General features: G+C 64.1%; 21 protein-coding genes. 10 read left to right on the top strand and 11 right to left on the bottom strand.

Features of this window, described 5'->3' with window-relative positions; translation table 11 throughout:
* Window positions 1–52 precede the first annotated feature (52 nt).
* Window positions 53–916: a LysR family transcriptional regulator gene (locus ACYG9Z_RS10490; protein ID WP_023685341.1), complete on the top strand. Its 864-nt coding sequence runs from the start codon at window positions 53–55 to the stop codon at window positions 914–916.
* On the opposite strand, the gene ACYG9Z_RS10485 is transcribed toward ACYG9Z_RS10490, so the two are convergent.
* The 3 genes from ACYG9Z_RS10485 to ACYG9Z_RS10475 form a co-directional block, all read right to left on the bottom strand.
* Window positions 913–1,284, bottom strand: a complete 372-nt coding sequence (locus ACYG9Z_RS10485; RefSeq protein ID WP_023685340.1) for a glyoxalase superfamily protein — start codon at window positions 1,282–1,284, stop codon at window positions 913–915. The genes ACYG9Z_RS10490 and ACYG9Z_RS10485 overlap by 4 nt on opposite strands.
* A 41-nt stretch (window positions 1,285–1,325) precedes the next feature.
* Complete coding sequence (locus ACYG9Z_RS10480) at window positions 1,326–3,914, bottom strand: TIGR02302 family protein (protein ID WP_023751693.1); 2,589 nt, start codon at window positions 3,912–3,914, stop codon at window positions 1,326–1,328.
* Between the two features lie 136 nt (window positions 3,915–4,050).
* On the bottom strand, window positions 4,051–4,992 hold the full coding sequence (locus tag ACYG9Z_RS10475; RefSeq protein ID WP_023751694.1) for a threonine/serine dehydratase: 942 nt from the start codon (window positions 4,990–4,992) through the stop codon (window positions 4,051–4,053).
* Window positions 4,993–5,042: 50 nt separating this feature from the next.
* Here ACYG9Z_RS10475 and ACYG9Z_RS10470 point away from each other — a divergent pair, with 50 nt between their 5' ends.
* Window positions 5,043–5,345: an ArsR/SmtB family transcription factor gene (locus ACYG9Z_RS10470; RefSeq protein ID WP_023694025.1), complete on the top strand. Its 303-nt coding sequence runs from the start codon at window positions 5,043–5,045 to the stop codon at window positions 5,343–5,345.
* 20 nt (window positions 5,346–5,365) lie between these two features.
* On the opposite strand, the gene lysA is transcribed toward ACYG9Z_RS10470, so the two are convergent.
* The 3 genes from lysA to argH all read right to left on the bottom strand — a co-directional run bounded on the left by lysA (window position 5,366) and on the right by argH (window position 8,390).
* Window positions 5,366–6,634, bottom strand: coding sequence for a diaminopimelate decarboxylase (lysA, locus tag ACYG9Z_RS10465; RefSeq protein ID WP_023751696.1), 1,269 nt, complete (start codon window positions 6,632–6,634; stop codon window positions 5,366–5,368).
* An 80-nt stretch (window positions 6,635–6,714) separates the two neighbouring features.
* Complete coding sequence (locus ACYG9Z_RS10460) at window positions 6,715–6,921, bottom strand: hypothetical protein (RefSeq protein WP_023751697.1); 207 nt, start codon at window positions 6,919–6,921, stop codon at window positions 6,715–6,717.
* Between the two features lie 68 nt (window positions 6,922–6,989).
* Window positions 6,990–8,390, bottom strand: a complete 1,401-nt coding sequence (gene argH / locus ACYG9Z_RS10455; protein ID WP_023735182.1) for an argininosuccinate lyase — start codon at window positions 8,388–8,390, stop codon at window positions 6,990–6,992.
* Window positions 8,391–8,424: 34 nt separating this feature from the next.
* Here argH and tlpA point away from each other — a divergent pair, with 34 nt between their 5' ends.
* Window positions 8,425–9,117, top strand: a complete 693-nt coding sequence (gene tlpA / locus ACYG9Z_RS10450; protein ID WP_023734604.1) for a thiol:disulfide interchange protein TlpA — start codon at window positions 8,425–8,427, stop codon at window positions 9,115–9,117.
* 91 nt (window positions 9,118–9,208) lie between these two features.
* Here tlpA and ACYG9Z_RS10445 read toward each other — a convergent pair whose 3' ends face one another.
* On the bottom strand, window positions 9,209–11,656 hold the full coding sequence (locus tag ACYG9Z_RS10445; protein ID WP_023751698.1) for a bifunctional diguanylate cyclase/phosphodiesterase: 2,448 nt from the start codon (window positions 11,654–11,656) through the stop codon (window positions 9,209–9,211).
* A gap of 479 nt (window positions 11,657–12,135) precedes the next feature.
* Between ACYG9Z_RS10445 and ugpB the strand changes: the two genes are divergently transcribed.
* From ugpB to ACYG9Z_RS10425, 4 genes are all read left to right on the top strand, one after another.
* Window positions 12,136–13,446, top strand: coding sequence for a sn-glycerol-3-phosphate ABC transporter substrate-binding protein UgpB (gene ugpB, locus ACYG9Z_RS10440; RefSeq protein WP_023726977.1), 1,311 nt, complete (start codon window positions 12,136–12,138; stop codon window positions 13,444–13,446).
* 71 nt (window positions 13,447–13,517) lie between these two features.
* The gene (gene ugpA / locus ACYG9Z_RS10435; protein ID WP_023731064.1) at window positions 13,518–14,402 is read left to right on the top strand and encodes a sn-glycerol-3-phosphate ABC transporter permease UgpA; all 885 of its coding nucleotides are present in this window, start codon (window positions 13,518–13,520) and stop codon (window positions 14,400–14,402) included.
* 9 nt (window positions 14,403–14,411) lie between these two features.
* Entirely contained in the window at window positions 14,412–15,260 is an 849-nt protein-coding gene (ugpE, locus tag ACYG9Z_RS10430; protein WP_023751699.1) for a sn-glycerol-3-phosphate ABC transporter permease UgpE, read from the top strand.
* A gap of 7 nt (window positions 15,261–15,267) precedes the next feature.
* A complete protein-coding gene (locus tag ACYG9Z_RS10425; protein WP_023751700.1) occupies window positions 15,268–16,329 on the top strand; it encodes a sn-glycerol-3-phosphate import ATP-binding protein UgpC in 1,062 nt (353 codons plus the stop codon).
* A gap of 35 nt (window positions 16,330–16,364) precedes the next feature.
* On the opposite strand, the gene ACYG9Z_RS10420 is transcribed toward ACYG9Z_RS10425, so the two are convergent.
* The 3 genes from ACYG9Z_RS10420 to ACYG9Z_RS10410 form a co-directional block, all read right to left on the bottom strand.
* A complete protein-coding gene (locus ACYG9Z_RS10420) occupies window positions 16,365–17,447 on the bottom strand; it encodes an ABC transporter ATP-binding protein (protein WP_023751701.1) in 1,083 nt (360 codons plus the stop codon).
* Window positions 17,444–19,015: an ABC transporter permease gene (locus ACYG9Z_RS10415; protein ID WP_023751702.1), complete on the bottom strand. Its 1,572-nt coding sequence runs from the start codon at window positions 19,013–19,015 to the stop codon at window positions 17,444–17,446. Before ACYG9Z_RS10415 ends, ACYG9Z_RS10420 begins: the two co-directional genes overlap by 4 nt.
* Before the next feature lie 154 nt (window positions 19,016–19,169).
* A complete protein-coding gene (locus tag ACYG9Z_RS10410; protein ID WP_023751703.1) occupies window positions 19,170–20,177 on the bottom strand; it encodes an iron ABC transporter substrate-binding protein in 1,008 nt (335 codons plus the stop codon).
* Window positions 20,178–20,381: 204 nt separating this feature from the next.
* On the opposite strand from ACYG9Z_RS10410, the gene ACYG9Z_RS10405 reads away from it, so the two are divergent.
* From ACYG9Z_RS10405 to ACYG9Z_RS10395, 3 genes are all read left to right on the top strand, one after another.
* Complete coding sequence (locus ACYG9Z_RS10405) at window positions 20,382–20,933, top strand: sigma-70 family RNA polymerase sigma factor (RefSeq protein ID WP_023751704.1); 552 nt, start codon at window positions 20,382–20,384, stop codon at window positions 20,931–20,933.
* A 1-nt stretch (window position 20,934) separates the two neighbouring features.
* Entirely contained in the window at window positions 20,935–21,573 is a 639-nt protein-coding gene (locus tag ACYG9Z_RS10400; RefSeq protein WP_023671666.1) for an NrsF family protein, read from the top strand.
* Window positions 21,574–21,775: 202 nt separating this feature from the next.
* Entirely contained in the window at window positions 21,776–23,710 is a 1,935-nt protein-coding gene (locus ACYG9Z_RS10395) for a PAS domain S-box protein (protein WP_050586831.1), read from the top strand.
* A 27-nt stretch (window positions 23,711–23,737) separates the two neighbouring features.
* On the opposite strand, the gene ACYG9Z_RS10390 is transcribed toward ACYG9Z_RS10395, so the two are convergent.
* Window positions 23,738–24,616: a 3-hydroxybutyryl-CoA dehydrogenase gene (locus tag ACYG9Z_RS10390; RefSeq protein ID WP_023671668.1), complete on the bottom strand. Its 879-nt coding sequence runs from the start codon at window positions 24,614–24,616 to the stop codon at window positions 23,738–23,740.
* Between the last annotated feature and the right edge of the window lie 21 nt (window positions 24,617–24,637).

Genomic DNA, 24,637 nt, shown 5'->3' with positions numbered 1-24,637 from the left:
TGCAAACGAATTGGAATGATACCAGAGATCAAATTTGCTTATGACGGATTCGATGCGGCCAACCCTCGACAGCGATCTCCTGCGCACCTTCGTCGCCATTGCCGAAGCGGGCAATTTCACCCGGGCGGCGGAGCAGGCCGGGCGCACCCAGTCGGCGGTGTCGATGCAGATGAAGAAGCTCGAGGAGCTGGTCGGCGACAGCCTGTTCGAACGCGGCTCGCGCGGCGTGGCGCTGACGCGCCGTGGCGGCGAGCTGATCGTCAATGCCCGCCGCATCGTCTCTCTGCTCGACGAGACGGCGGCATCGATGGCGGCGGCACCGCTTGGCGGGCCTGTGCGCATCGGCATTCCCGAGGAATATGGTCACGCCATCCTGTCGCGCGCGCTCGGCGCCTTCTCGAAGCGTCACACCAAGGTCGAGGTCACCGTGCGCTATGCACATTCGGGCGCCCAGCTGGCAGCGTTGGGGGCCGGTGAACTCGACCTCGCCGTGGTGTTCGAATGGCAGGATCCTTCCGGCGGCGAGGTGCTGATGCACGATCCGACCGTGTGGGTGACATCGAGCCTGCATCACATGCATGAGGAGCGGCCGGTGCCGATCGCGCTCTACAACCGGGCCGGCTGGTGCAAGGACTTTGCCATCAAATCGCTTGAGCAGCGTGGGCTGGCCTACCGTGTCGCCTATACCAGCGACACCACCGGCGGCCTGAAGCTCGCCGTCACCTCTGGCCTGGCGATCGCGCCGATCTCGCACAGCAATATTCCGGATGGCTGTCGTGAACTCACCGCCGCTGACGGGTTCGGCCATATCGATTCCTCGAATGTGGTGATGCACCGCAGCCCAAATGCCTCAGGCGAAGCTATCGACGGCATGCAGGAGGCGATCCGCGAGGCGTTCGTCAACCGGCCGGCTTAGTCTGTTGCATCCTCGTAGAAATGCAGGCGATTGCCGAAGGGGTCGCCGACCGACACTTCACGGGTCTGCCACGACGTGGTTTCGAGGCCCGGCCGGGCGTAGCGGTATCTCTTGCCGATCAGTTCGCGGTGCAACGCCGCGATGTCCTCAACCTTGATGCGCATGGCTATACCCGGCGCGCCGTCGCCATGATGTTCGCTCAGATGCAGGACACAGCCGTCGCGGATTACACCCATGTAGAGCGGCGCATTGTCGTCGAAGCGGTGCTCGAACTCGACCTTGAAGCCGAGAAAGTCGACATAGAATTCGCGTGCCTTGGCGATGTCGAAGATGCGCAGGATGGGCGTGACGGCACCGAGTTTCGGCATGGCGCTGATACCATTCAGTTCGACGGATGTTGCCTTGGAGGCTACTTCAGCTCCAGCAGCCGCTCGAGGTAGCTGCGCTCGATGTCGGGGCTGAGCGCGTTGCCGAGCCGCTTGCGAATCGCCTCGAGAATCTGGCGGGCGCGCTGCACGTCGATCTCGTCGGGCACCTTCACCGAATCGCCGAAATCGGGTCCGCGGCTGGCGCGCGGTCGGCCCAGCGGATCGCGGCCGGCGTCCTGTTGGCGGCCGCCTTCCTGGCTGCCGCCCTGGTCGCCCTGCATCGCCTGCAGCTGCTTCATCATCTCCTTGGCGCCCTTGCGCAGCGCTTCCAGCGCGCGACCCTGGTGGCCGACTGCCTGGTCGCCTTCGCCTTCGCCAAGCGACTTTTCGGCATTGCCCATGGATTTGCCAGCGTCGCCAAACCCCTCATTGGGTTGCATGCCCATGCCTTCCAGGCCCTTCTTCAGCTTGTCGAGTTCGCTCTGCAACTGGCCCTGGCCTTCCTGCAACTGCTTCATCGCATCAGCGAATTCCTGCGGTGTCATCGACTTCGGCCGGGCGAGAGGATCGCGATCCTTGCCGACGCCCGGCTGGTCCGGGTCGTCGCCATTGCCTTCGCCGGGCTGCTGATTATCTCCGCGCTGCATCTGGTCCATGCGGTAGGTGTCGTTCATCATCTCCTGCTGGCGGCGCATGATCTCGCCCAGCTTGTCCATCTGCTGGCGCATCTCGCTGTCCTGCTCGCCGCCCTGCTGCTGACGGCCGGCCTGCAGGTTGTTCATCATGTTTTCCAGCTGCGACAGCAGCTCCTGCGCCTTGTCGCGGTCGCCCGACTTCGCCAGGTTCTCGATCTGGTCCATCATGCGGTCGATATCACTCTGACGCAGCTCGCGACCATTCTGCTGCATCTGCGGCGCGTTCGGGTTCTGCTTGGCGCGCTCGGCGAATTCCTGCAGGAATTCGTTCATCGCCTCGCGCAGTTCCTTCATCGCCTTTTCGATCTCTTCGTCGCTGGCGCCGCGCTTGATGGCGTCCTGCAGCGCCTGCTGGGCCTGGCGGAGCCGCTTTTCGGCGGACGAGAGATTGCCTTCCTCGATGCCGAGCGCGATTTCCCAGAGATAGGCAACCTCGTTGCGCAACTGATCGTCGCTGTCCGACATCTTCAGCCGGCTGCGGGCGCTCATGATGGCGAGGTAATGCGACATGTTGTCGAACGTGTCCTCGGGCCGCAGCGTGATGGCGTCCATCAGGTCGAGCACGCGCGGCTTGGCATTGGCGTCGAGCGCCAGCAGGCGGCGCTGCTCGACCACCGCCCGCACCAGCGGGTTGGCGAAGGGCCGCTCCGGCATCACAATAGTCTTGGTTTCGCTGGTCGCGGTGTGTCCGGCATCGTCGGTGGCGACAAGCGACAGCTTGATGCTGGCGCCGGCCCAGACGTGCTCGGTGAGGTCCTTGGTGGTCTTGGCGGCGTTCGCCTTGCCGCCGCGGCGCGGCAGCGCCAGCGGCAGGTCAGGCGGACCGTAGAGCGGATGCGCATCGGGCGCCGCCGGATCGGCCAGCGCGAAAACCGCCTTGGCGGTGGCCGCGCCATAGTCGTCGTCGATCTGGTAGTTGAGCTCGAAGGCGCCGTTGACGGCGCGCTTGGGCTCGCCGACGAAGCGGATCGTCGGCGGCTTGTCGGGGATCACCGCGAAGGCCCAGCGACCGAGATCGGCTTCGCCCGACTTCAGCGTCAGCGTGCCGTCGGCGGTCAGCTTGCCGGTGAACTGGCGCAGCTTGGGGGTCGCGGGGTTGACCGCCGCTGCCTTGACGGCCGCCACCTGTGGTCCCGACGGGTCGATGGCGCGAGCATTGCCGCCCTTGTCGGCAAAGCTTAGCGTTTCCTCGCCGGAGCCGCCGGTCACGCGCAGCGAGACGTCGCTGCCTTGCGGCACGGTGAAGGTGGCAACCGCCTGCTTGGCGTTGCCATCGATGACTGGCGCGGTCAAGAAGATGGGCGGCTTGCCGGTATAGGCCGGCGGGGTCACCCAGGCATCGATGCGCGGCGGTATGATGTCGCGCGCCGCATGCGCACTGAAACCATCGGACAGCCTGCCGCCGGACGGTCCGAAGGAAAAGGCAAAAGCGGTGACCAACAGCAGCGCCGCCACGGCACGCAATGCCCACGGATCGCGCTCCGGCACGCGGGTACGCGGCAGGTCGGCGCCAAGGCTGCCGAGCTTGTCGGCCATGCGCTTTTGGTGTTCGCGCCACAACGCCTGGGAAAAGATGCTTTCCTTGCCGCTGGGACGGTCGGTCTGCACCAGCACCGGGCTGTGCTGCAGCTGGTTGGCGGCCTCGATACGGCGGTCGATTTCAGCGGCGGATGGAAGCTTGAAGAAACGCAGCGGGTAGAGCGCCGCCAGCGTGGCAATACCGAACGCCGTGACCAGGATAATGCGCGCAATGTCAGGCAGCCGGGGGAAAAGGCCGAGCCAGGAGAGGCTGAGAAACAGGCTGGCGACGATGAGCAGCGGCAGAAGCAGCGGCCAGCCGCGCTCGACCGTCATCGAGACCCGTGTCGCCAGCCGGCTCAGGGCAAGCCGCCCGGCCAGGCTGCGATCGCCACTGGAAATGGGGCGTTCCGTCATTGGCCCTTCCTGCCCGGGCGGGATAGCCCGGACTCAACAAGCAGAAGTTTACCAGCAAACACGGCAAAGGCGAGGCGGTTCCGGAAAACTTGAAAAGCTTTGGCGGGTTTGCGTCCCACTTCAGTCGCAGCAAGGTTTAGAATTTCGTGGGATCGGTGTTCGAGCCGCATACCAGGACCGCGATCCGTTCGCCCGGCGCCGGGGTGTAGCGGCCGGACAAGAGAGCCGCAAAGGCAGCGGCCCCACCCGGCTCGGCGATGATACGCACCCGCTCCCACAGCGCCTTCTGCGCGGCAATGATGGCGTCGTCGGTGACCAGGATGGAGCGCTCGACAAAAGCCTCGGCGATCGGGAACATCATCTCGCCGACGCGCTTGGGCGCCAGCGAATCGGCGGCGACGCCTTCGGCCGGCGCATCGACGGGGTGGCCGGCTTCGAAGGCGTGATGCAGCGTCGGCGCGCCTTCGGGCTCGATGGCGATGATCCTGATGCGGCCGGCAAACCAGGCGGCGATGCCGCCGATCAGGCCGCCGCCGCCGACAGCGACCAGCAGCGTGTCGATGTCGGGCAGATCGTTTTCGATTTCGAGGCCGAGCGTGCCTTGGCCGACCAATGTTTCCTCCTGGTTGAAGGCATGGATCTGCAGCGCGCCGGTCTTTTCAGCAAAAGCCTCGCTGGCGGCCAGCGCCTCGGCATAGCGGGCGCCGCCGACGATCAGTTCGGCGCCGTAGCCGCGGATGCGCTGCAGCTTGGCCGGTGGGCTGACTTCGGGAACGAAGATCGTCGCCTTGTGGCCAAGCCGCATGGCGGCATAGGCGACCGCGGCGCCATGATTGCCGCCCGATGCGGCGACGACGCCGGCCGCAGGCACCGGCCGTTCGAGCAGATTGGTGAAGGCGCCGCGCGCTTTGAACGAACCGGAATGCTGCAGGCATTCGAGCTTGAGGTCGACCGCCAGCGGCGGCCGGTCGAAATCGGCCATGTCGACGCGCAGCACCGGCGTGTGCCTGATATAGCGGCGGATGCGCGGTTCCATCGCGGCAATGCGTTCGCGCGTGACGGTGTTGCCGTTCGTCATGACCATCTCCTTGGGATTGACAGCAATTAATAACTTGGCAAAATGGCTAAATGCAAGAGGTTGATGTCTTCAAGGCGATCGCCAACGAACGCAGGCTGCAGATCCTCGACTGGCTGAAGGATCCGCAGGCGCATTTCCCGGCCCAGGCAGACGGCGATCTGGTCGAGGACGGCGTTTGCGCGCTGCTGATCGCGGAGAAGCTCGGCATTACGCAGGCGACGCTCTCCGAACATATGCGCGTGCTTACCCAGGCCGGCCTGCTGCGCCCCAAGCGCATCAAGCAATGGACGTTCTACCGCCGCGACGAGGACAGGATCGCCGACACAAGGATGCTCATCCAGAACCGGCTGTAGCGCAGCCGGCGCTGCGGCTTCTATTTCAGCCAGTCGGGCACCGAATCCAGGCCGATCAGCTCGTCATAGGTCTGGCGCCGGCGCACGACGTGGAAACGGTCGCCGTCGACCAGAACCTCAGGCACAAGTAGGCGGGTGTTGTAGGTGCCGGATTGCACCGCGCCATAGGCGCCGGCGGTGGTGACGGCAATTAGGTCGCCAGACTTGAGCCGGGGCAGGTCACGGTCGAGGCCGAGATAGTCGCCTGTCTCGCAGACCGGGCCGACGACATCGACCGCCATGCGCGGCGTGTCGGCCGGCGGCTGCACCACCGGCTTGATGTCGTGGAAGGCATCGTAGAGCGTCGGCCGGATCAGATCGTTCATGGCGGCGTCGACGACGAGGAAGTTCTTGGCGTCGCCTTCCTTCACGAAGATCACTTCCGAGACCAGGATGCCGGCATTGCCGACGATCAGCCGGCCCGGCTCGAACATCACCTTCACTCCAAGCTTTGTCAGATGCTTCCTGACGATCTCGGCATAGGCATCGGGCAAAGGCGGCGGGCTGTTGTCGGTGCGGTAGGGGATGCCGAGGCCGCCGCCGAGATCGACATGCTCGACGGCATGGCCATCGGCGCGCAGCGCGCCGACCAGTTCCGCCAGAAGCGCGAAAGCATCGTCAAAGGGCTGCAACTCGGTGATCTGGCTGCCGATATGGGTATCGATGCCGATGGGCTTGGTGCCCGGCAGCCCGGCCGCGCGGGCATAGACCTGGCGCGCCCGTTGCCAGGGAATGCCGAACTTGTTCTCGGCCTTGCCGGTGGAGATCTTCCTGTGCGTCCTGGCGTCGACATCCGGGTTGATGCGCAGCGAGACCGGCGCCACCTTGCCGAGCGCGGTGGCGCGGGCCGACAGCAATTCAAGCTCCGGCTCGGATTCGACATTGAAGCAGAGAATGCCGGCCTCGAGCGCAAAATCCATCTCGCGCGCGGTCTTGCCGACGCCCGAGAATACGATCTTGCTGGCCGGGATGCCGGCGGCGAGCGCGCGGCGCATTTCGCCTTCCGAGACGGTGTCGGCGCCGGCGCCGAGCTTTGCCAGCGTTCGCAGCACCGCCTGGTTGGAATTCGCCTTCAAGGCGTAACAGACCAGCGTGTCGAGCCCGGCAAAGGCCCCGGCGAACACCCGGTAGTGCCTGGTCAAGGTTGCCGTCGAATAACAATAGAACGGCGTGCCGACGCTTGCGGCGATGTCTGGTATCGCCACGTCCTCGGCATGGAGCACGCCGTCGCGGTAATCGAAATGGTTCACGAGAGTGTTTCCGGAAGTTGGAGCACGAGACCTGGTTAGCACGAGACCTGGTCAGAAAGACCAAGCCGGTCTCATCGGCTCTAGATCAGCGGGTCGAGGATGAACTTCTTGTCCACGACCGGTTTTTCCGGCTCCGGCGGTACCGGCTGTTTGGCGCGCTCGGCGTCCTTGCGGGCCTGGACGGCCTCTTCATAGGGCGTGTCGAGACCGGCCTTACGGCCGCAAGCGGTCACGGCAGCCATCGCCGTCAGCAGCGTCAGCGTCACCAAAATCCTGCTTGCGGTCATCGATCCATCCGTCCGAAACTTTATGTGCTGCGCTTTTAACCGAGTTTTAGGCGCATTGCACCCCGGCATCATGCCTTGGCGATGCGCTTTTTCCAGCTGCGGATCTGCTTCCTGACTTCCGACGGCGCGGTGCCGCCGAAGCTGGTGCGGCTCTTGACCGAATTCTGCACGGCCAGAACCGAGAAGATGTCCTGGGTGATGCCGGGATTGATCGACTGCAGATCCTCCAGCGCCAGCTTTTCAAGGCTCACCTTCTTCTCTTCGGCCAACGCCACAGCGCGGCCTGTGACATGGTGTGCCTCACGGAAGGGCAGGCCCAGCGTGCGCACCAGCCAGTCGGCGAGGTCGGTCGCGGTCGCGTGGCCCGAGCCGGCGGCTTTTTTCATGGCGGCGGCATTGACCGTCATGTCGCGCACCATGCCGGTCATCGCCGCCAGCATCAGATCGAGCGTCTCGGCGGCGTCGAAGACCGATTCCTTGTCTTCCTGCATGTCCTTGCCGTAGGTCAGCGGCATGCCCTTCATCACCGTCAAAAGGCCGACCAGATGGCCGGTGACGCGGCCGGTCTTGCCGCGCACCAGTTCGGCGGCGTCCGGGTTCTTCTTCTGCGGCATGATCGAGGAGCCGGTGGAGAAGGAATCCGACAGCCTGACAAAGCCGAATTGCGGCGTCGACCAGATAATGATTTCTTCGGCGAGCCGTGACAGATGCGTGGCGCAGATCGCGGCCAGGCTCAAGAACTCCAGCGCGAAATCGCGGTCGGAGACGCTGTCGAGCGAATTCCGCATCGGCTCGCGAAAGCCGAGCGCCTTCGCGGTCTTGTGGCGGTCGATCGGAAAACTGGTGCCGGCAAGCGCTGCCGCGCCGAGCGGGCTTTCATCCATCCGCTCGATGGCATCGTGGGTCCGCGACAGGTCGCGCGAAAACATCTCGACATAGGCCATGCAATGATGGCCGAAGGTCACCGGCTGCGCCGCCTGCATGTGGGTGAAGCCGGGCATCACGGTCGCCGCATGCTCCTCGGCGCGGTCGAGCAAGGCTGAGATCAGCCCCTTCAGCGCCTCGGCGACGCGAAAGCACTCGTCCTTGACCCAGAGCCGGAGATCCACCGCCACCTGGTCGTTGCGTGACCGCGCCGTGTGCAGGCGGCCGGCGGCCGGGCCGATCAGATCGGCAAGGCGGGCCTCGATGTTCATGTGAATGTCTTCCAGCCGGGTCGAGAACTCGAACGTGCCGGCCTCGATCTCTTTCAGGATCGTGTTCAGGCCTTGAGCGATTTTGTCTTGATCGGCCGCCGAAATAATGCCCGTTTCAGCCAACATTTCGCTGTGGGCGACCGAACCTCTTATGTCTTGCGCATAAAGTTTGCGGTCGAACGAGATCGACGCGTTGATCGCTTCCATGATCGCGGCCGGACCCGAGGCAAAACGTCCGCCCCACATCTGGTTGCTGGCCTTCTTGTCGCTCATCGCTATAACCCGTGCTCCGGAGCAGTCTTAGAAAATGGCAGACGGTAACAGATACTTCCCGGCCCCGCGCCTGATCCTCGCCGCTTTGCTGGCGGGCGTGCTGGCCGGCGCGGTCGCGGTATATGTCAGCGAGAGCGGGTCTGGCAACAACGCAGCCACCGGCAGCGCACCTGCGGCCGGCGCGGGCAACAGCAAGGACGACGTCGCCTGCGCCGCCAAGAGCGACCGCGCCAAAAAAGTTGCCGCCGCAGCCACCGGCCAGGTTGCGGCATTGCTGCCCGCCGATCCGCCGCAGTCGCTGGAAAGTCTCGCCTTCAACGGTCCCGACGGCAAGCCGATGACGCTCGCCGATCATGCCGGCAAGACCGTGCTGCTCAATCTGTGGGCAACGTGGTGCGCGCCCTGCCGCGCCGAAATGCCGGCGCTCGACGCCTTGCAGAAGGAAAAGGGCAGCGATGCCTTCGAAGTGGTCGCGGTCAATGTCGATGCCGGCGACGATGTGAAGCCCAAGAAGTTCCTCGCCGATATCGGCATCGGGTCGCTCGGCTACTACCGCGATTCGACGCTGGCGCTGTTCAACGACGTCAAGACGCGTGGCTTGGCGCTAGGCCTCCCCGTCACCATGCTGATCGATGGCGAAGGCTGCCTGATCGCGCATATGAACGGACCGGCCGAATGGTCAGGACCGGATGCCAAGCGCCTGGTCGAGGCCGCACTCGCCCCTTAGAGCGGTTCACCGTTTCGTCGAAACGGCTACCCGCGCTAACTTTTTTGTTTCGACGCAATTTCGGACGGAAAACCGTTTCACACTAATTGCTCTAGGCTGAGCGCAGGGCCGCCGCCGGCGGCAGCATCAAGATGCTGCCGCCGCGTTGTTTGACGCCGGCGTCGTCTTGTGCCGCCGGTGCCGCGACGCCGGTCAGTTCGCTGAACGCCTCGATCGGGTTGGGCCGGCCTAGATAGTAGCCCTGGCCGATCTCGCAGGCCTCGGCGTCGAGGAATTTCAGCTCGCCCAGCGTCTCGACGCCCTCGGCCAGAACCGGCAGGCCGAGACCGCGGCCAAGCCCCAGAACGGCGCGCACGATGGCTGCCACCTGGCCGTTGCTGTCGACTGATTTGATGAATGAGCCGTCGATCTTGATCTTGTCGAAGGGGAAGGCGCGGAGATTGGACAGCGAGGAGTAGCCGGTGCCGAAATCGTCCATCGCCACACGCACGCCAAGCGCCTTCACCTGGCGCAAGGTCGCCAGCGCGCGCGGCATGTCCTTGACCAGCGCCGTTTCGGTGATCTCGAGTTCGAGCCTGCCGGGCGTCAGGCCGGAGCCGAGCAGGACTTCATGCACCTTGCGGCTGAAATTCGGATTGTGGAGCTGCACCGCCGAGACATTGACCGCGACGGTGAGAGGGTTCTTCCAGCGCGCTGCCTCGGCGCAGGCCGTCGCCAGCACCCATTCGCCGATCTGGATGATGACGCCGCTGTCTTCGGCCACCGGGATGAAGGTCGCCGGCGACACGTCGCCGCGCTGCGGATGGCGCCAGCGGATCAGCGCTTCGAACCCGACCATCCGCCCGCTGCTGATCTCCTTTTGTGGCTGGTAGACGAGGCGAAACTCATCGCGCGCCATGGCCTGGCGCAGTTCGTGCTCCATCACGCGCCGGTCTCGCGCCTCGGCGCCCATCGAGGCCTCGAAGTAACGGTAAGTGTCCTTGCCCTCGGCCTTGGCGCGGTAGAGCGCGGTGTCGGCGTGGCTGACCAGGAGTGTCGGCTCATCGGCGTCGAGCGGATAAAGTGCAATGCCGATGCTGGCCGACACCAGCCCGCCACCGACCGACAGCCGGTTTTCCTCGCGCATGGCCGCCAGCACCGCCTCGGCGATGCGGCCGGCCGCCTGCGGATCGGGAAGGTTCGGAGCGATGATGGCGAACTCGTCGCCGCCGAGACGCGCCAGCATCTGTCCGTGGCGGAGCACGGCGGAGGCGCATAGCGCCACCTTCTGCAGCATGGCATCGCCGGCGCCATGCCCGAACAGGTCGTTCACTTCCTTGAAGCGGTCGAGGTCGAGCAGCAGCAGCGCAAGATGCCCACCCTTGCCGCCGCGGTCCATTGCGGCAATTTCGGCCTCGAGCCGGCCGGAGAAACTGCGGCGGTTGGGGAGCCCGGTCAGCGGGTCGAAATGGGCGAGGCGCAGGATCTCCTGCTCGGCCTTCCTGCGTTCGCGGATGTCGCGCACGGCGACCACGCTGTGCCGCTTGCCGCAATAGTCGATGCTTCTGGCGATAAGTTCGACGGGGATGGTGGCGCCGTCATGGGCTCTGAGTTCGGCTTCCTGTGCCTGTCCGCTGCAGTCGGACATGCCGGCCGCGGTGCGTTCGCCGAAGAGGTCGCCAAGCAGCATCGCGTTCAGCACTTCCGGCGCAATGCCGGTGAGTGCCGCGATGCTGTCATTGGCGCTGACGATGCGGGCGCCGTCGCAGACGATCAGCCCCTCGACGGCGGCGTTGGCGAGGCCGTGCATGCGCTCGGCCTCGAGCTTGTGACGCCGGAAGCGAAGGTCGATCCACAATGCTGCGGCTGAAAGCACCAGGATAGCCATGCTGACTGCAGCGGCGGCGAAGGCCTGCGACACCGGTTCGACCGTGAACTGCGATATCTCGATGGAGGAGTCCGGGAAGATCGACACCGCGCCCATGGCGATGAAGTGCAGGCTGCAGATCGCCAGCGTCAACAGGATGGCGGCGGCGATTGTGGCCTGCATGGACGGCCGTCGCAACACGACCAGCAGCGCCAGCGCGGCGAGGGTGACGCCTGTCAGCACCGAGACGCCGACCAGCAGCGGGTTCCAGACGATGCGCCCTTCGACCTCGAAGGCGGCCATGCCGATATAGTGCATGGCGGCGATACCAGCGCCGAGGACCGCGCCGCCGACCAGAGGGTAGTCGATGCCCCGGCGCAAGGTGGCGATCCACATGCCCGCAGCGGTCAGGGCGACGGAACCGGCGAGCGAAAGCGCCGACATTTCCGTATTGTAGGCGTTGGGGATTCCGGGAGAAAAGGCAAGCATTGCGATGAAATGCGTCGCCCAGATACCGAAGCCGGTGGAAGTGGCTGCTATCATCAGCCAGGTATAGCGGTTGCGCTCGCTCGAGCGGTCGACATGGCGAAGCAGGTTGACCGCCGAGAAGGAAGAAATACCGCAAATGAGCGCTGCCAGTGCGACCAGTCTCAGATCGTGCTCATGCACGATACAATTATAGACCGTCAGCATCTCGCCCCACCTGCTCTCCCACAGCAATCAAGCCGTCCACTTGATTAGTATGCCACGCTTGACGAAGAATCGGTTATGCGAACTACAACTACAGCGGGTTTTTCGGGTTGTACGTTGCGGCGATCCTGTCTCATTCCAGACGCACGGTTACAGCAGCGCCTGGCGCGATGCCGCTCGGCCGATCTCGATCTGGCCGAGCGCCGGTTTGGCGGCCGCACGGTGCAGGTGCGTGGCGCTGTCACGCGGGCCCTTCACGCATCGCTGGGCGGTCGGCGATCCTTGCAGGCCCACCATGCCCCATTCTATCGCTGAGCCGGCTTGGCATTTCTCTCTGTCCTCGTTGCAAGGCGAGGGGGCGCGAAGTTAGCCGGGTATGAAATTCACGAAACAGCAACAAATCCGTTGTCCGATTGTCATCAGCGACACATATTGCGTTCGCGGGAGCGCCCCTTTCGCCAATGACAAACGGGAGATGAAACATGAAGTTGTTCGGCTTTGCGGCCGGTGTTGCCGCCACCTTGACCCTGCTTTCCACCACCTCCGCCTTCACCGCCACCCAGATCAGTTGGTGGCATGCAATGACCGGCGCCAATGCCGAGGTGGTCGACAAGATCGCCAAGGATTTCAATGCCAGCCAGAGCGACTATGAAATTCTCCCTGTTTTCAAGGGCACCTATCCCGAAACGCTGAATGCCGGCATCGCTGCCTTTCGTGCGGGGCAAGCGCCCGACATCATCCAGGTGTTCGACGTGGGTACCGGCGTCATGATGGCCGCCGAAGGTGCGATCAAGCCGGTGGCCGATGTGCTGACCAGCGCCGGCGTGACCTTCGACAAGAGCCAGTATTTGCCCGGCATCGTCGGCTACTATTCGAAGCCGGACGGGACCATGCTGTCCTTCCCCTATAATTCCTCGTCGCCCATCCTCTACTACAACAAGGATATCTTCCAGAAGGCCGGGCTTGATGTGAACAATCCGCCAAAGACCTGGAACGAGGTGTGGGAAGCCGCCAAGAAGATCAAGGCGAGCGGCGCCGCTTCCTGCGGCTATACCTCGACCTGGTTGACCTGGATCCACCTTGAGGCCTTCGCTGCCTGGAATGACGTTTCCTATGGCACCAACCAGAACGGACTTGCCGGAACCGACGTCGAGCTCAAGATCAATGCGCCGATCTTCGTCAATCATTTCCAGGCGCTCGCCGACCTGGCCAAGGACGGCACCTTCAAATATGGCGGCCGTACATCCGAAGCCAAGCAGATCTTTCTTGCCGGAGAATGCGGCATCTTCACCGAATCGTCGGGGGGTCTCGGTGACATCGTCAAGTCGGGCATGAACTACGGCATCGGCCAGCTTCCCTATGATAGTGACGCCAAGGGCGCGCCCCAGAACACCACGCCGGGCGGCGCCAGCCTGTGGGTGTTCGGCAACAAATCGGACGAGGAATACAAGGGCGTCGCGGCGTTCTTCTCCTACCTGTCCAAGACCGAAGTGCAGGAGTATCTGCACCAGAAGTCGGGTTATCTGCCGGTGACGCTCGCTGCCTATGAGGCGACCAAGAAGTCCGGCTTCTATGACAAGAATCCGGGCCGTGAGACGCCGATCCTGCAGATGCTGGGCAAGGCGCCGACCGAGAACTCGAAGGGCGTGCGCCTCGTCAACCTGCCGCAGGTGCGCGACATCGAGAACGAGGAGTTCGAGAAGATGCTGGCCGGCCAGCAGACTGCGCAGCAGGCGCTCGACAACGCGGTCGCACGCGGCAACAAGGCGATTCAGGAAGCGATCGGAAACTGAAGCGATTTGTCAGTTGAACCTCGTCCACGCGGACCCGCGTGGACGATTTCCTGAATAGCGAGGGAATCACCCTGTCTCCACGCGTCGTCTTTCCCAACAAGACCCTGCCTTACCTGTTGGTGGCGCCGCAACTCGCCATTACGCTGATCTTTTTCTACTGGCCGACCGGGCAGGCGCTCTACCAGTCGATGCTCAGGGAAGACCCGTTCGGGCTGAAGAGCAAGTTCGTCGGGCTCGCCAATTTTCGCAAGGTGCTGGCCGACCCGGCCTACCTCAACTCGATCAAAGTTACGCTGGTGTTCTCTCTGGCGACCGCGATCGTCGCCATGGGTGTGGCCCTGTTGCTTGCCGTCATGGCCGAGAAGGTGGTGCGCGGCAAAGGCCTCTATCGCACGCTGCTGATCTGGCCGTATGCGGTGGCGCCGGCGATTGCCGGCATGTTGTGGCTGTTTCTGTTCAACCCCTCGATCGGTTCGCTGGCCTACGCCTTGAGAGGTCTCGGCATCGCCTGGGATCCCTTGCTTAACGGCAACCAAGCCATGATCCTGCTGGTGTCCGCGGCTGCCTGGAAGCAGATCAGCTACAATTTCCTGTTCTTCGTCGCCGGGCTGCAGGCAGTGCCGAAGACGTTGATAGAGGCGGCGGCCATGGACGGCGCCGGGGAGACGAAGCGCTTCTGGACCATCGTTTTCCCGCTGCTCGCGCCGACGACCTTCTTCCTGCTGGTCGTCAACACGGTCTATGCGCTGTTCGACACTTTCGGTATCGTCCATGCGGTCACCGGCGGCGGGCCGGGCAAGGCCACCGAGACGCTGGTCTACAAGGTCTACAATGACGGTTTCGTCAATTTGATCCTCGGCGATTCGGCCGCGCAGTCGGTCATCCTGATGGTCATCGTCATCTCACTCACGGCCATCCAGTTCCGCTATGTGGAACGCAAAGTCCACTACGGTTGAGCGCGAGCGATGATTGGTCAGTCCCCGCTTCGCCCCCTCATCGCCCACGCCGTGCTCATCCTGGGCATCCTGATCGTCGCTTTCCCGATCTACTACACCTTCGTTGCCTCCACGCAGACGCTGCAGACCATCCTCAAGCCGCCATTGCCTCTTTTGCCCGGCGACCAGGTCTGGAACAATTACAGCGGGGCGCTGTTCGGCGGTGTCGGCCGCATCGGCGGCGTCAGTGTCGGCCGATTGCTGCTCAACACCACGATCATGGCGCTCGGCATCGCGGTGGGGAAGATTTTCATCTCGATCCTTTCGGCCTATGCGATCGTGTTCTTCCGTTTTCCGCTTCGGATGGTCTTCTTCTGGCTGATCTTCATCACGCTGATGCTTCCCGTCGAGGTGCGCATCCTGCCGACCTACAAGGTGATGGTCGATCTCGGCATGATCGACACCTATGCCGGCCTGATCATTCCGCTGATCGCCTCGGCCACCGCCACGCTTCTGTTTCGCCAGTTCTTCATGACCATTCCAGGTGAGTTGGTGGAAGCGGCGCGTGTCGACGGCGCCGGACCATGGCGCTTCTTTTTCGACATCCTGTTGCCGCTGTCGCGCACCAACATCGCAGCACTGTTCGTCATCCTCTTCATCTATGGCTGGACGCAGTACCTGTGGCCGCTGCTCGTCACCAACAGCAACGACATGAACACCATCGTCATCGCACTTAGAAAGATGGTCTCCTTCGCCGATGCCGATACCCAATGGCATCTGGTCATGGTCACCGCGATGCTGGCCATCCTGCCGCCGATCCTGATCGTGGTGCTGATGCAACGCTGGTTCGTGCGCGGACTGGTCGATACCGAAAAGTGAGAAGCTGATGGCGACCGTCGATCTGAAGGATGTGAAGAAAGTCTATCCCGGCGGCGTCGAGGCGGTGAGGGGTGTCTCGATCGCCATTCCCGACAAGGAGCTTTGCGTTCTGGTTGGGCCGTCCGGCTGCGGCAAGTCCACGCTGCTGCGGATGATCGCCGGGCTTGAGACCATTTCTTCCGGCATCGTCGCCATCGACGGCAAGATCGTCAACACGATCGGTCCGACCGAGCGCGACATCGCCATGGTGTTCCAGAACTATGCGCTCTATCCGCATATGAAGGTCTACGACAACATGGCCTACGGATTGCGCAACCGGGGTACTCCCAAGGACGAGATCGACAGCAGGGTTCGCTCGACCGCCAAGGTGCTGGAACTCACGGCGCTGCTCGACCGGCGCCCACGCGAGCTTTCCGGCGGCCAGCGCCAGCGCGTGGCCATGGGTCGCGCAATCGTGCGCAATCCGAAAGTCTTCCTGTTCGACGAACCGCTTTCCAACCTGGACGCCAAACTGCGCGGCCAGATGCGGGTCGAAATCAAGAATTTGCAGCGCTCGCTCGGTGTCACCTCGGTCTACGTCACCCATGACCAGCTTGAGGCGATGACGCTGGCCGATATTCTCGTCGTCATGAATGGCGGATTGGTCGAGCAGACGGGTGCGCCGCTCGACATCTACGAGAAGCCGGCGTCGACCTTCGTCGCCTCCTTCATCGGAGCGCCGCCGATGAACCTTTTGCCTCTTTTGCAAGGACCGGCTGGTCCGGCGCTGACCGACGGCAAGACGGTTGACTTCGCGCCTACGAACGCCGCCACGCTTGGCTTCCGCCCTGAGGATGCCGACGTCACCTTCAGTGCTGAGGCATCATCCGGCGCGCTTATTCTGCCTGCGGCGGTCGAGGCGGTCGAACCTGTGGGAGCCGAAAGCTTTCTTCACTGTGCCGCCGGCGGCAACCGCATCGTCGTGCGTGTGGCCGGCCGCGCCACGGCCAAACCCGGCGATCAACTGCGCGTCGTGGCCAGGGCCGAGAAGCTGCATTGGTTCGACAATGCTGGGAAACGAGTCGATTGACGCAGCCGCTCGCGCCAATCCGACGCATCGGCAGTTCAGGCGAAGACATGCGCCTTGCCGGAGACGGTCAGGCGCACGATCTCGCCGACGGAAGGCGCGTCGATACCCGGTTTGCGCAGGATCAGCGGCGTGCTGCCGATCGCCGCGGCGTCGGGCGGATCGGGGTTGTTCAACAACCGCACCGCAATGGTGCACATCGAGCCGGCGAATTCCGAGTCCGTCACCTCGGCGAAGATCGTGCCCGCAGGACCCGACATGCCTTCGCGCGACGTGCGCTTTACCTGCACCTGCTCCGGTCGCAGCATGATGCGGGCGATGTCGCGCCGCTCCTTCGAGTCGACGGCGATGCGGCCGAGCGAGGAGGTGGCGAAGCCGCCTGAAATCTTTGCCGGCAAGATGATGGCGTCGCCAAGAAACTCGGCGACCATGCGGTCCTTCGGCTGCATATAGAGCTCACGCGGCGCGCCGACCTGCGAGAACTTTCCGTCGCGCATCACCGCGACCTGGCTGGCGAAGGACAGCGCCTCGGCCTGGTCGTGGGTGACCAGGATGGTGGTGATGCCGGCCGCTTCGAGCAGTTCGGCCACGGCCTTGCGCATCGAGGCGCGCAGCCCCGTGTCGAGCGCCGAGAACGGCTCGTCGAGCAACATCAGCCTGGGCTTCATCGCCATGGCGCGCGCCAGCGCCACACGCTGCTGCTGGCCGCCGGAAAGCTGATGCGGACGGCGTTTGAGGATCGCCTTGTCGAGCCCAACGGTATAGGCGAGCTCGGCGATGCGCTCGGCGCGCTGGTCCTCGCCGCGGGCCATGCCGAAGCCGATATTGTCGGCGATGCTGAGATGCGGGAACAGGGCGCCGTCCTGCGCCACCAGGCCGATGCCGCGGCGATACGCGGGCACCGCATGGCCGCCATTGGCCAGCACTTCGCCGTCGAGCACGACGCGGCCCTGGTCCGGCGCCTCGAAGCCGGCGATCAGCCGCAGCAAGGTGGTCTTGCCGCAGCCGGACGGGCCGACGATGGCGGTGCGACTGCCGCTGGCGGCGCTGAGGTCGACCCCGGCAAGGGCGGCCACCGGACCATACTGCTTGGTAAGGCCGCTGATTTCGAGAAAGCTCATCGCCCGGCCATCCGTTTCGACTGGACATAGAGCAGCCAGGTCAGCGGCAGCGACATCGCCACCATGATGAAGGCGTAAGGGGCGGCGGAGGCATAGTCGATCTCGCCGCTATAGGACCAGAACGCCATGGCCAGCGTGCGCGTGCCGTTGGGCGCCAGCATCTGGGTGGCGGTCAGCTCGTTCATGATGCCGAGCGCGACCAGCGCCATGCCGGCCGCAGCCCCCGGCGCCGACAGGCGAATCGTTGTCGACCAAAGCGCCTTCAGCGGCGGCCGGCCAAGGCTGGCGGCGGCGCGTTCGAGCTCGACCGGCGCCTGTGCGATCGAGGCTCTGAGGCTGATCAAGGCGCGCGGCAGGAACATCAGGGCATAGGCGACCAGGATTGTGAACAGCGTCTGGTAGAGCGGCATGGCGATGCGCACGGTAATGGTGACCAAGGCCAGCGCGATGACCACGCCGGGCAGCGAACCGACAATGTAGTTGCAGCCTTCGAGCAGCCGCTGCAGCGGTCCCGGCGCGCGGATCGAGATCCAGGCCATCGGCATGGCGGCGATGGTCGCAAGCAAGGCGCCGGCCAGCGCCAGGAACAGCGTCTGGCCAAGCGCCAGGCCGATCTCGTCCAAACGCCAGACATCGGCGCCGCCAGCGACCAGCCAGCGGCCGATGGTGACGAAGGGCACGCCGATGGCGAGCAGCGTGGTGATGGCAGGCAGAGCCAGGCAAGGCAGCGTGGCGCGCCCGAGCCTGGTGCGCTGCTGGCGGCGCGCGGCACCCGAGCCTACACGGGCATAGCGTTCCTCGCCGCGCACCAGCACCTCCAGCGCGAGCAGCACGAAGCAGCAAGTCACCAGGACGCCGGCTAGCATGTTGGCGGCGGGACCGTTGAAGGTCGACTGGAACTGGTCGACGATCGCCGTGGTGAAAGTGTCGAAGCGGATGAAGACGTAGAGGCCGTATTCGGCCAGCAGATGCAGGCCGACCAGCAGCGCGCCGCCGCAAATGGCCAGTCTCAGCTGCGGCAGCACGACACGCCAAAACACCCGCCATGGTCCAAGGCCGAGTGCTGCGGCTGCGTCCTCCAAAGCAGGATCGAGCCGGCGCAGAGCCGCCGCCAGCGGCAGATAGAGGAACGGGAAATAGGCGAGAACCGAGACCAGCACGCCGGCCCACAGGCCGTGCAAGGTCGGCACCATGGTGATCCAGGCGTAGGAATGCACGAAGGCGGGGATGGCGAGCGGCGCCACCGACAGCCAAGCCCACAGGCGGGCGCCGGGCAGGTCGCTGCGCTCGGTCAGCCATGCCAGCGTCACCGACAGCACGGTGGCGATCGGCACGGTGAGCGCCACCAGAAGCACGGTGTTGACCAGAAGTTCGCCGACGCGCGGCCGGAAGACCAGGGCCGAAGCAGTGTCCCAGCCGATCTGCACACCGATCCAGATGATGAACGCCAGCGGCAGCAGCGACAGCAGCGAGACAATTATGGCGGCAAGCGCGATCCAGGACATGGGCTTCCGGCGGGACCGCCCGACTGTCTGGCCTGAACGTGCGAGATCGACCGCAGTTTGCATCAGCTCGACCGCGCCACTGCCGCCGGGGCGGGGGCGCCGCAGGCGCGGCCGGAAACGCAATGTGTTGTCATGGACAATGCCATCTCGAAAACAGAGCGCTCCTGCGGAAAGTCCGGCAGGAGCGCAATCGTTGCCCTTTTAGGACGAACCCAGCCTAAAGCAAGCCGGCTGCCGTCATCAGGTCCGTCACCTTTTTGGAGTTCAGTGTCGCCGGATCGACCTTCGGCGCCTGCAGGTCGGCCAGCGGCACCAGCTTGGGATTGGACTGCGCGTCCTTGCCGATAGCGTATTCGAAGGACGTGCCGGTCTTCAGCACGTCCTGGCCGCCTTTCCCGGTCACCCATTTGAGGAACGCCTGGGCTTCCTTCGGGTGTTTGCTCGAGGCGAGCACGCCGCCGCCGGAGATCGAGACGAAAGCGCCGGGATCCTGGTTCTTGAAATAATGCAGTTCGACGTTCTTGCTGTTTTCGCCGGTCTTTGCCTGATCGCCGAAATAGTAATAGTGGTAGATGATTCCGCCTTCGATCTCGCCGGCATTGACCGCCTTCATCACCGTGCCGTTGCCCTTGTAGGCGGTGAAATTCTCCTTCATGGCCTTCAGCCAGTCGGCGGTTGCGGCTTCGCCCTTGAGCTCGAGCAGCGCGCTGACGATGGCCTGAAAATCGGCGCCGGAAGGCGAGGCTGCCCAGCGGCCTTTCCAGGCGGGATCGGCGAGATCGAGCATCGATTTGGGCAGCTTTTCGGCCGTGAGCTTGGTCTTGTTGTAGGCAAAGACGGTGCTGCGCGCCGCGACACCCACCCATTTGCCGCTGCTCGGCTGGAACTCGGCCGGGACTTGCGCCAGCGTGTCGGCGTCGACCGGCGCGAAAAGGCCCGCCGCTTCGACCATGGCCATCGCCGGCGAGTTTTCGGTCAGGAACACGTCGGCCGGCGAAGAAGCGCCCTCGGCGACGATCTGGTTGGAGAAATCGCTGTCGCCGCCATTGCGCAGCGTGACCTTGATGCCGGTTTCCTTGGTGAAACCTTCGACCCATTCCTTGGCCAGGCTCTCATGCTGGGCGTTGTAGACGATGATGCCGGCATCCGCGGCCATCGCCGGCCCGGCGATCATGCTCACGGCCAGCGCTGTGGCCCCCGCTAGGGTGGAGAGCGTGTATCTCATGGCGTCATCCTCAATCTCGGTGGTTCTGGTTTCGCAGGCTGCACCTATCGATACCTGACAGCAGTAGTCAACATTGCTCGGCTGCTTCAATCGGTCGCCGCTCCCGCAAACTTTCGTGATTTTGCGGCACTTTGGCTTGGACATCATTTCGCCGGACACGTAACAAATCGGTGCCGAGGCGCGAAGATCGGGGAGTGAACTCTTGTGAGCGGCAAGGATGAGGCCGAGCTTTCCCGGCTGATGCGGGCCGCGATCGCGGGAGATGAAGGGGCCTACGCCGACTTTTTGCACCGGATCGCCGCGCTGGTTCGCGGCTTTGCGAGGCGCAAGATCGTACAGGGCGGGGTCGATCCCGAGGATGTTGTGCAGGAAACCTTGCTGGCCATTCATGTGAAACGGCATACCTGGCGCCAGGACGCGCCGGTGTTGCCATGGATCTATGCGATAGCCCGCTTCAAGCTGATCGATGCTTTCCGGCGGCGCGGACGGCGCATCGAAATCGAGATCGACGAGATCGCCGAGACCTTTGCCGAGCCGGAAACCGAGACCGTCAGCGAACGCGACATCAACCGGGCGCTGGACGGACTGCCGGCTGCGCAGCGTTCCGTCGTTTCTTCGATCTCGGTCGACGGCCGCTCCATCGGCGAGACGGCGGCCAGGCTCGGCGTCAGCGAGACGGCGGTGCGGGTGTCGCTGCATCGCGGGCTTGCCGCGATCGCCAAGCGATTTGGGCAGGGGCGCTTCGGGCGGCAGTGACATGAGGACGGAGGATCTCATCAAGGCACTCGACGCCGACACAAGCAGCAAGGCGATGCCGCTGCGCTCGGCCTGGTTGATGGCGGCGGCAGCCGCGGCGGTGATCGCGGCTCTGGTCTTCTTTCTCACCATCGGCCCGCGTCCCGACATCATGACCGCCATGCACACGATGCGGTTCCTGGCGAAGTTCGTGTTCACCATCGTGCTCGCCGTCACCGCCTTTGGCCTGGTCCGGGCGTTGTCGACGCCGGGCGCTTCGACGGCAAGAGCCGCGGCCTGGATGCTGGCGGCGCCGCTGCTGGTGGCCGTGGCGGTGGCTCTCGAACTGTTCATGGTGCCGGAGCCGATGTGGAGCACGCGCATGGTCGGCTCCAACATGATGATCTGCATGGGCTTCATCCCGCTGATCGGAATCGGCCCGCTTGCCGTCTTCCTGTGGATGCTGCGCTATGGAGCGCCGACGCGGCCGGTGTTGGCCGGGGCGGTCGCGGGACTGCTCGCCGGCGGCCTGGCGGCGACCTTCTACGCCGCGCACTGCTTCGACGATTCGCCGCTTTTCGTCGCCACCTGGTACACGCTCGCCATCGCCGTCCTCGCCGGTCTGGGCGCGCTCGGGGGACGGTTCTTCGTGCGCTGGTGACCGGGCCGTCCAAGATCGCCCAATAATCACCGATCCTTAATCATGCCGGGAATTGTTTGCGGGTTCACCGTGTTGCCGGTGGCTCCGGCGCAACCTTTCCTTAAAATCGATCATCCAGTGTTTTTTGCAGAAATGTGTTGCGCATGGGGTGGCATGCACAGTGATGCGACGAGAGCGAAAAAGCCTGCGGGCTGACAGTCACGTGGCTTTGGTGCTTGCGGCCGGAGGGCTTTGCGCTGCCGTGGTCGCGCTCCTGCTGTCGGGGCTCGATGTCAGCGCCGAAGTGCTGAAACTCTGCCTGCAGATATCGGTGCCGGTCGCCGCCGTTGCGCTGATTCTCGCCGCCCTGTTCATTTACCGGATACTGGACGACCGCCGGCAGATCGCCGAAAGCGAGCAGCGTTTCCGCCGCGCCATGGAGGATTCGGCGATCGGCATCGCCATTGTCGGCCTCGACGGCCGCATCCATGAAACCAACCCGGCCTTCGCCGCCATGCTCGGCTATAGCAAGCAGGAGATCGAGGCGCTGACCTTCTTCCAGATCACCCATCCCGACGATGTGCAGATCGGCCGTGAGACGATGGACGGCATGCGGGCGGGCACCGTCAACGCCTTCCACTTCGAAAAGCGCTACCTCAGGAAGGACGGCACGCCGGTATGGGCCCATCTTGCCGGTTCCGTCATTCGCGACGAGAAGAGCGGGAGCCCGCTCTACCTGGTCTCCCAGATCGAGGATATCGATGCGCGCAAGCAATCCGAGGCGCGCATAGCCGAAGCCGAAACGCGCTGGAATTTTGCCCTGGCCAGCGCCGGACAAGGCGTCTGGGATCTTGATATGCGGAAGGGCGGCACCACCTACTCCGCCACCTGGGTGAAGATGCTGGGCTATGCCGATGGCGAACTGGACGGCGACCCCGACCGCTGGCTGGCGATGATCCACCCCGACGATCGCGAAAACGTCGCCGAAGCCGATCGTGCCCATCTGGAGGGCAGGACACCGTTCTTCGAAGCCGAGTTCCGGATGCGCCACAAGGATGGCCACTGGGTCTGGATCCTCGACCGCGGCAAGACGCTCGAACGCGACAAGGACGGACGGCTGGTCAGGGCCATCGGCAGCCTGACCGACATCACCCAGCGCAAGCAAACCGAGGAAAGCCTCATCGTATCGGCGGCAATGCTGGCCGACGAGAAGGAGCGGCTGAGGGTGACGCTGCAGTCGATCGGCGACGCCGTCATCTGCACCGATGCCGCCAACCGCATCACCTTCATGAACCCGGTCGCCGAAAAGCTCACCGGCGTTGTTGGCGCGGAGGCGCTCGGCAAGACGCTTGGCCATGTCTACTGGGCGGTGGACGAAGAAACCGGGCAAAGGATCGGCATGACGCGGCCGGCGCTCGGCAGCGCCAGCCCTGTCGACCAGAACAGTCGCGCCGTCCTCATCCGTCGCGACGACACACGCTGCAGCATCCGCCAGGTGGTGTCGCCGATCATGAACGACCGCCAGGAGTTCTGCGGTCTTGTCATTGTCTTCCAGGACTTCACCGATGCGCGCGCCTTGCAGCGCCAGCTCGCCTATGCCGCGGCGCATGATGCGCTGACTGGCCTTGCCAACCGTTCGAGCTTTATCCGCACCATGGAGGAACTGGTCGACCGGAGCCGCAAGGCCGGCACAGCCAGGCCGGCGGGCGAACATCATTTCATGTTCATCGATCTAGACCATTTCAAGCTGGTCAACGACACTGGCGGGCACGCCGCCGGCGACGCCTTGCTGAAGCGGGTTGCCGAGGCCATTCGCGGTGCGCTTGGGCCGGAGGATATCGTGGCCCGCCTCGGCGGCGACGAATTCGCGGTCATCCTGAAAGCCGGGCCGAGCGCCGGCGCCAGGATTGCCGCACGCTCGGTCATCGACGCCATCCGCGGCCTGCAGTTCAGCTGGGACGGCCGGCCGCATGCGATCGATGCCAGCATCGGGCTGGCGCCAATCCACAGCAACAGCGGTGAAGTCGACGAGATCATCGCCCGGGCCGATGCTGCCTGCTATGCGGCCAAGGCCGCCGGCCGCGGCTGTGTTTCCGTGGCGCCTGACGATACCGGGTCAAGCGGCCAAGCAGAGCCGCCGCTTGCAGCGGCGTCCTGAGGGAGCACGGAACTTTCGTTCTGGTGGTTAGCGCGTCGGAACCGGATGCTCGCCGCGATAGTCGTAGAAGCCGCGCCCGGTCTTGCGGCCGAGCCAGCCGGCCTCGACATATTTCACCAGCAGCGGGCAGGGGCGATATTTCGAATCCGACAGGCCGTCATGCAGCACCTGCATGATCGACAGGCAGGTGTCGAGGCCGATGAAATCGGCGAGCTGCAGCGGTCCCATCGGATGGTTGGCGCCGAGCCGCATGGCGGTGTCGATGGCATCGACCGAGCCGACCCCCTCATAGAGCGTGTAGATCGCCTCGTTGATCATCGGCAACAGAATGCGGTTGACGATGAAGGCCGGAAAATCTTCAGAGACGGTGATCGTCTTGTCGAGCTGTTTCACATAGGCCTTGGCCGCCTCGAAGGTCTGATCCTCGGTAGCGATGCCGCGCACCAGTTCGACCAGCTTCATTAGCGGCACGGGGTTCATGAAATGTATGCCGATAAAACGCTCGGGACGGTCGGTCTGCGCCGCAAGCCGGGTGATCGAAATCGACGAGGTGTTGGTCGCCAGAATGGCTTCCGGGTTGAGCTGGGGACAGAGCTGCGCGTAAATCTTGCGCTTGACCGTCTCGTCCTCGGTCGCCGCCTCGATCACCAGATCGGCACCGGCGAGATCAGCCATGGTGGGGGCTGCGGAAATGCGCGCCATCGCTTCGTTACGCAGCTTTTCCTCAAGCTTGCCGGAGCCGACCTGGCGGGCCATGTTGCCGCTGACCGTGGCAATACCCTTCTCGATACGGTCGGGCGAGACGTCGTAGATCAGCACCTTGAAACCCGAAAGTGCTGATACATGCGCGATGCCGCCGCCCATCTGGCCGGCGCCGATGATGCCGATCGTCTCGATCTTGGCCATTTGCAGCGATCCCGTCGAAAA

It is taken from the genome of Mesorhizobium sp. RSR380A, from assembly GCF_054719385.1.
This window is presented reverse-complemented; position numbering and strand designations above follow the sequence as displayed.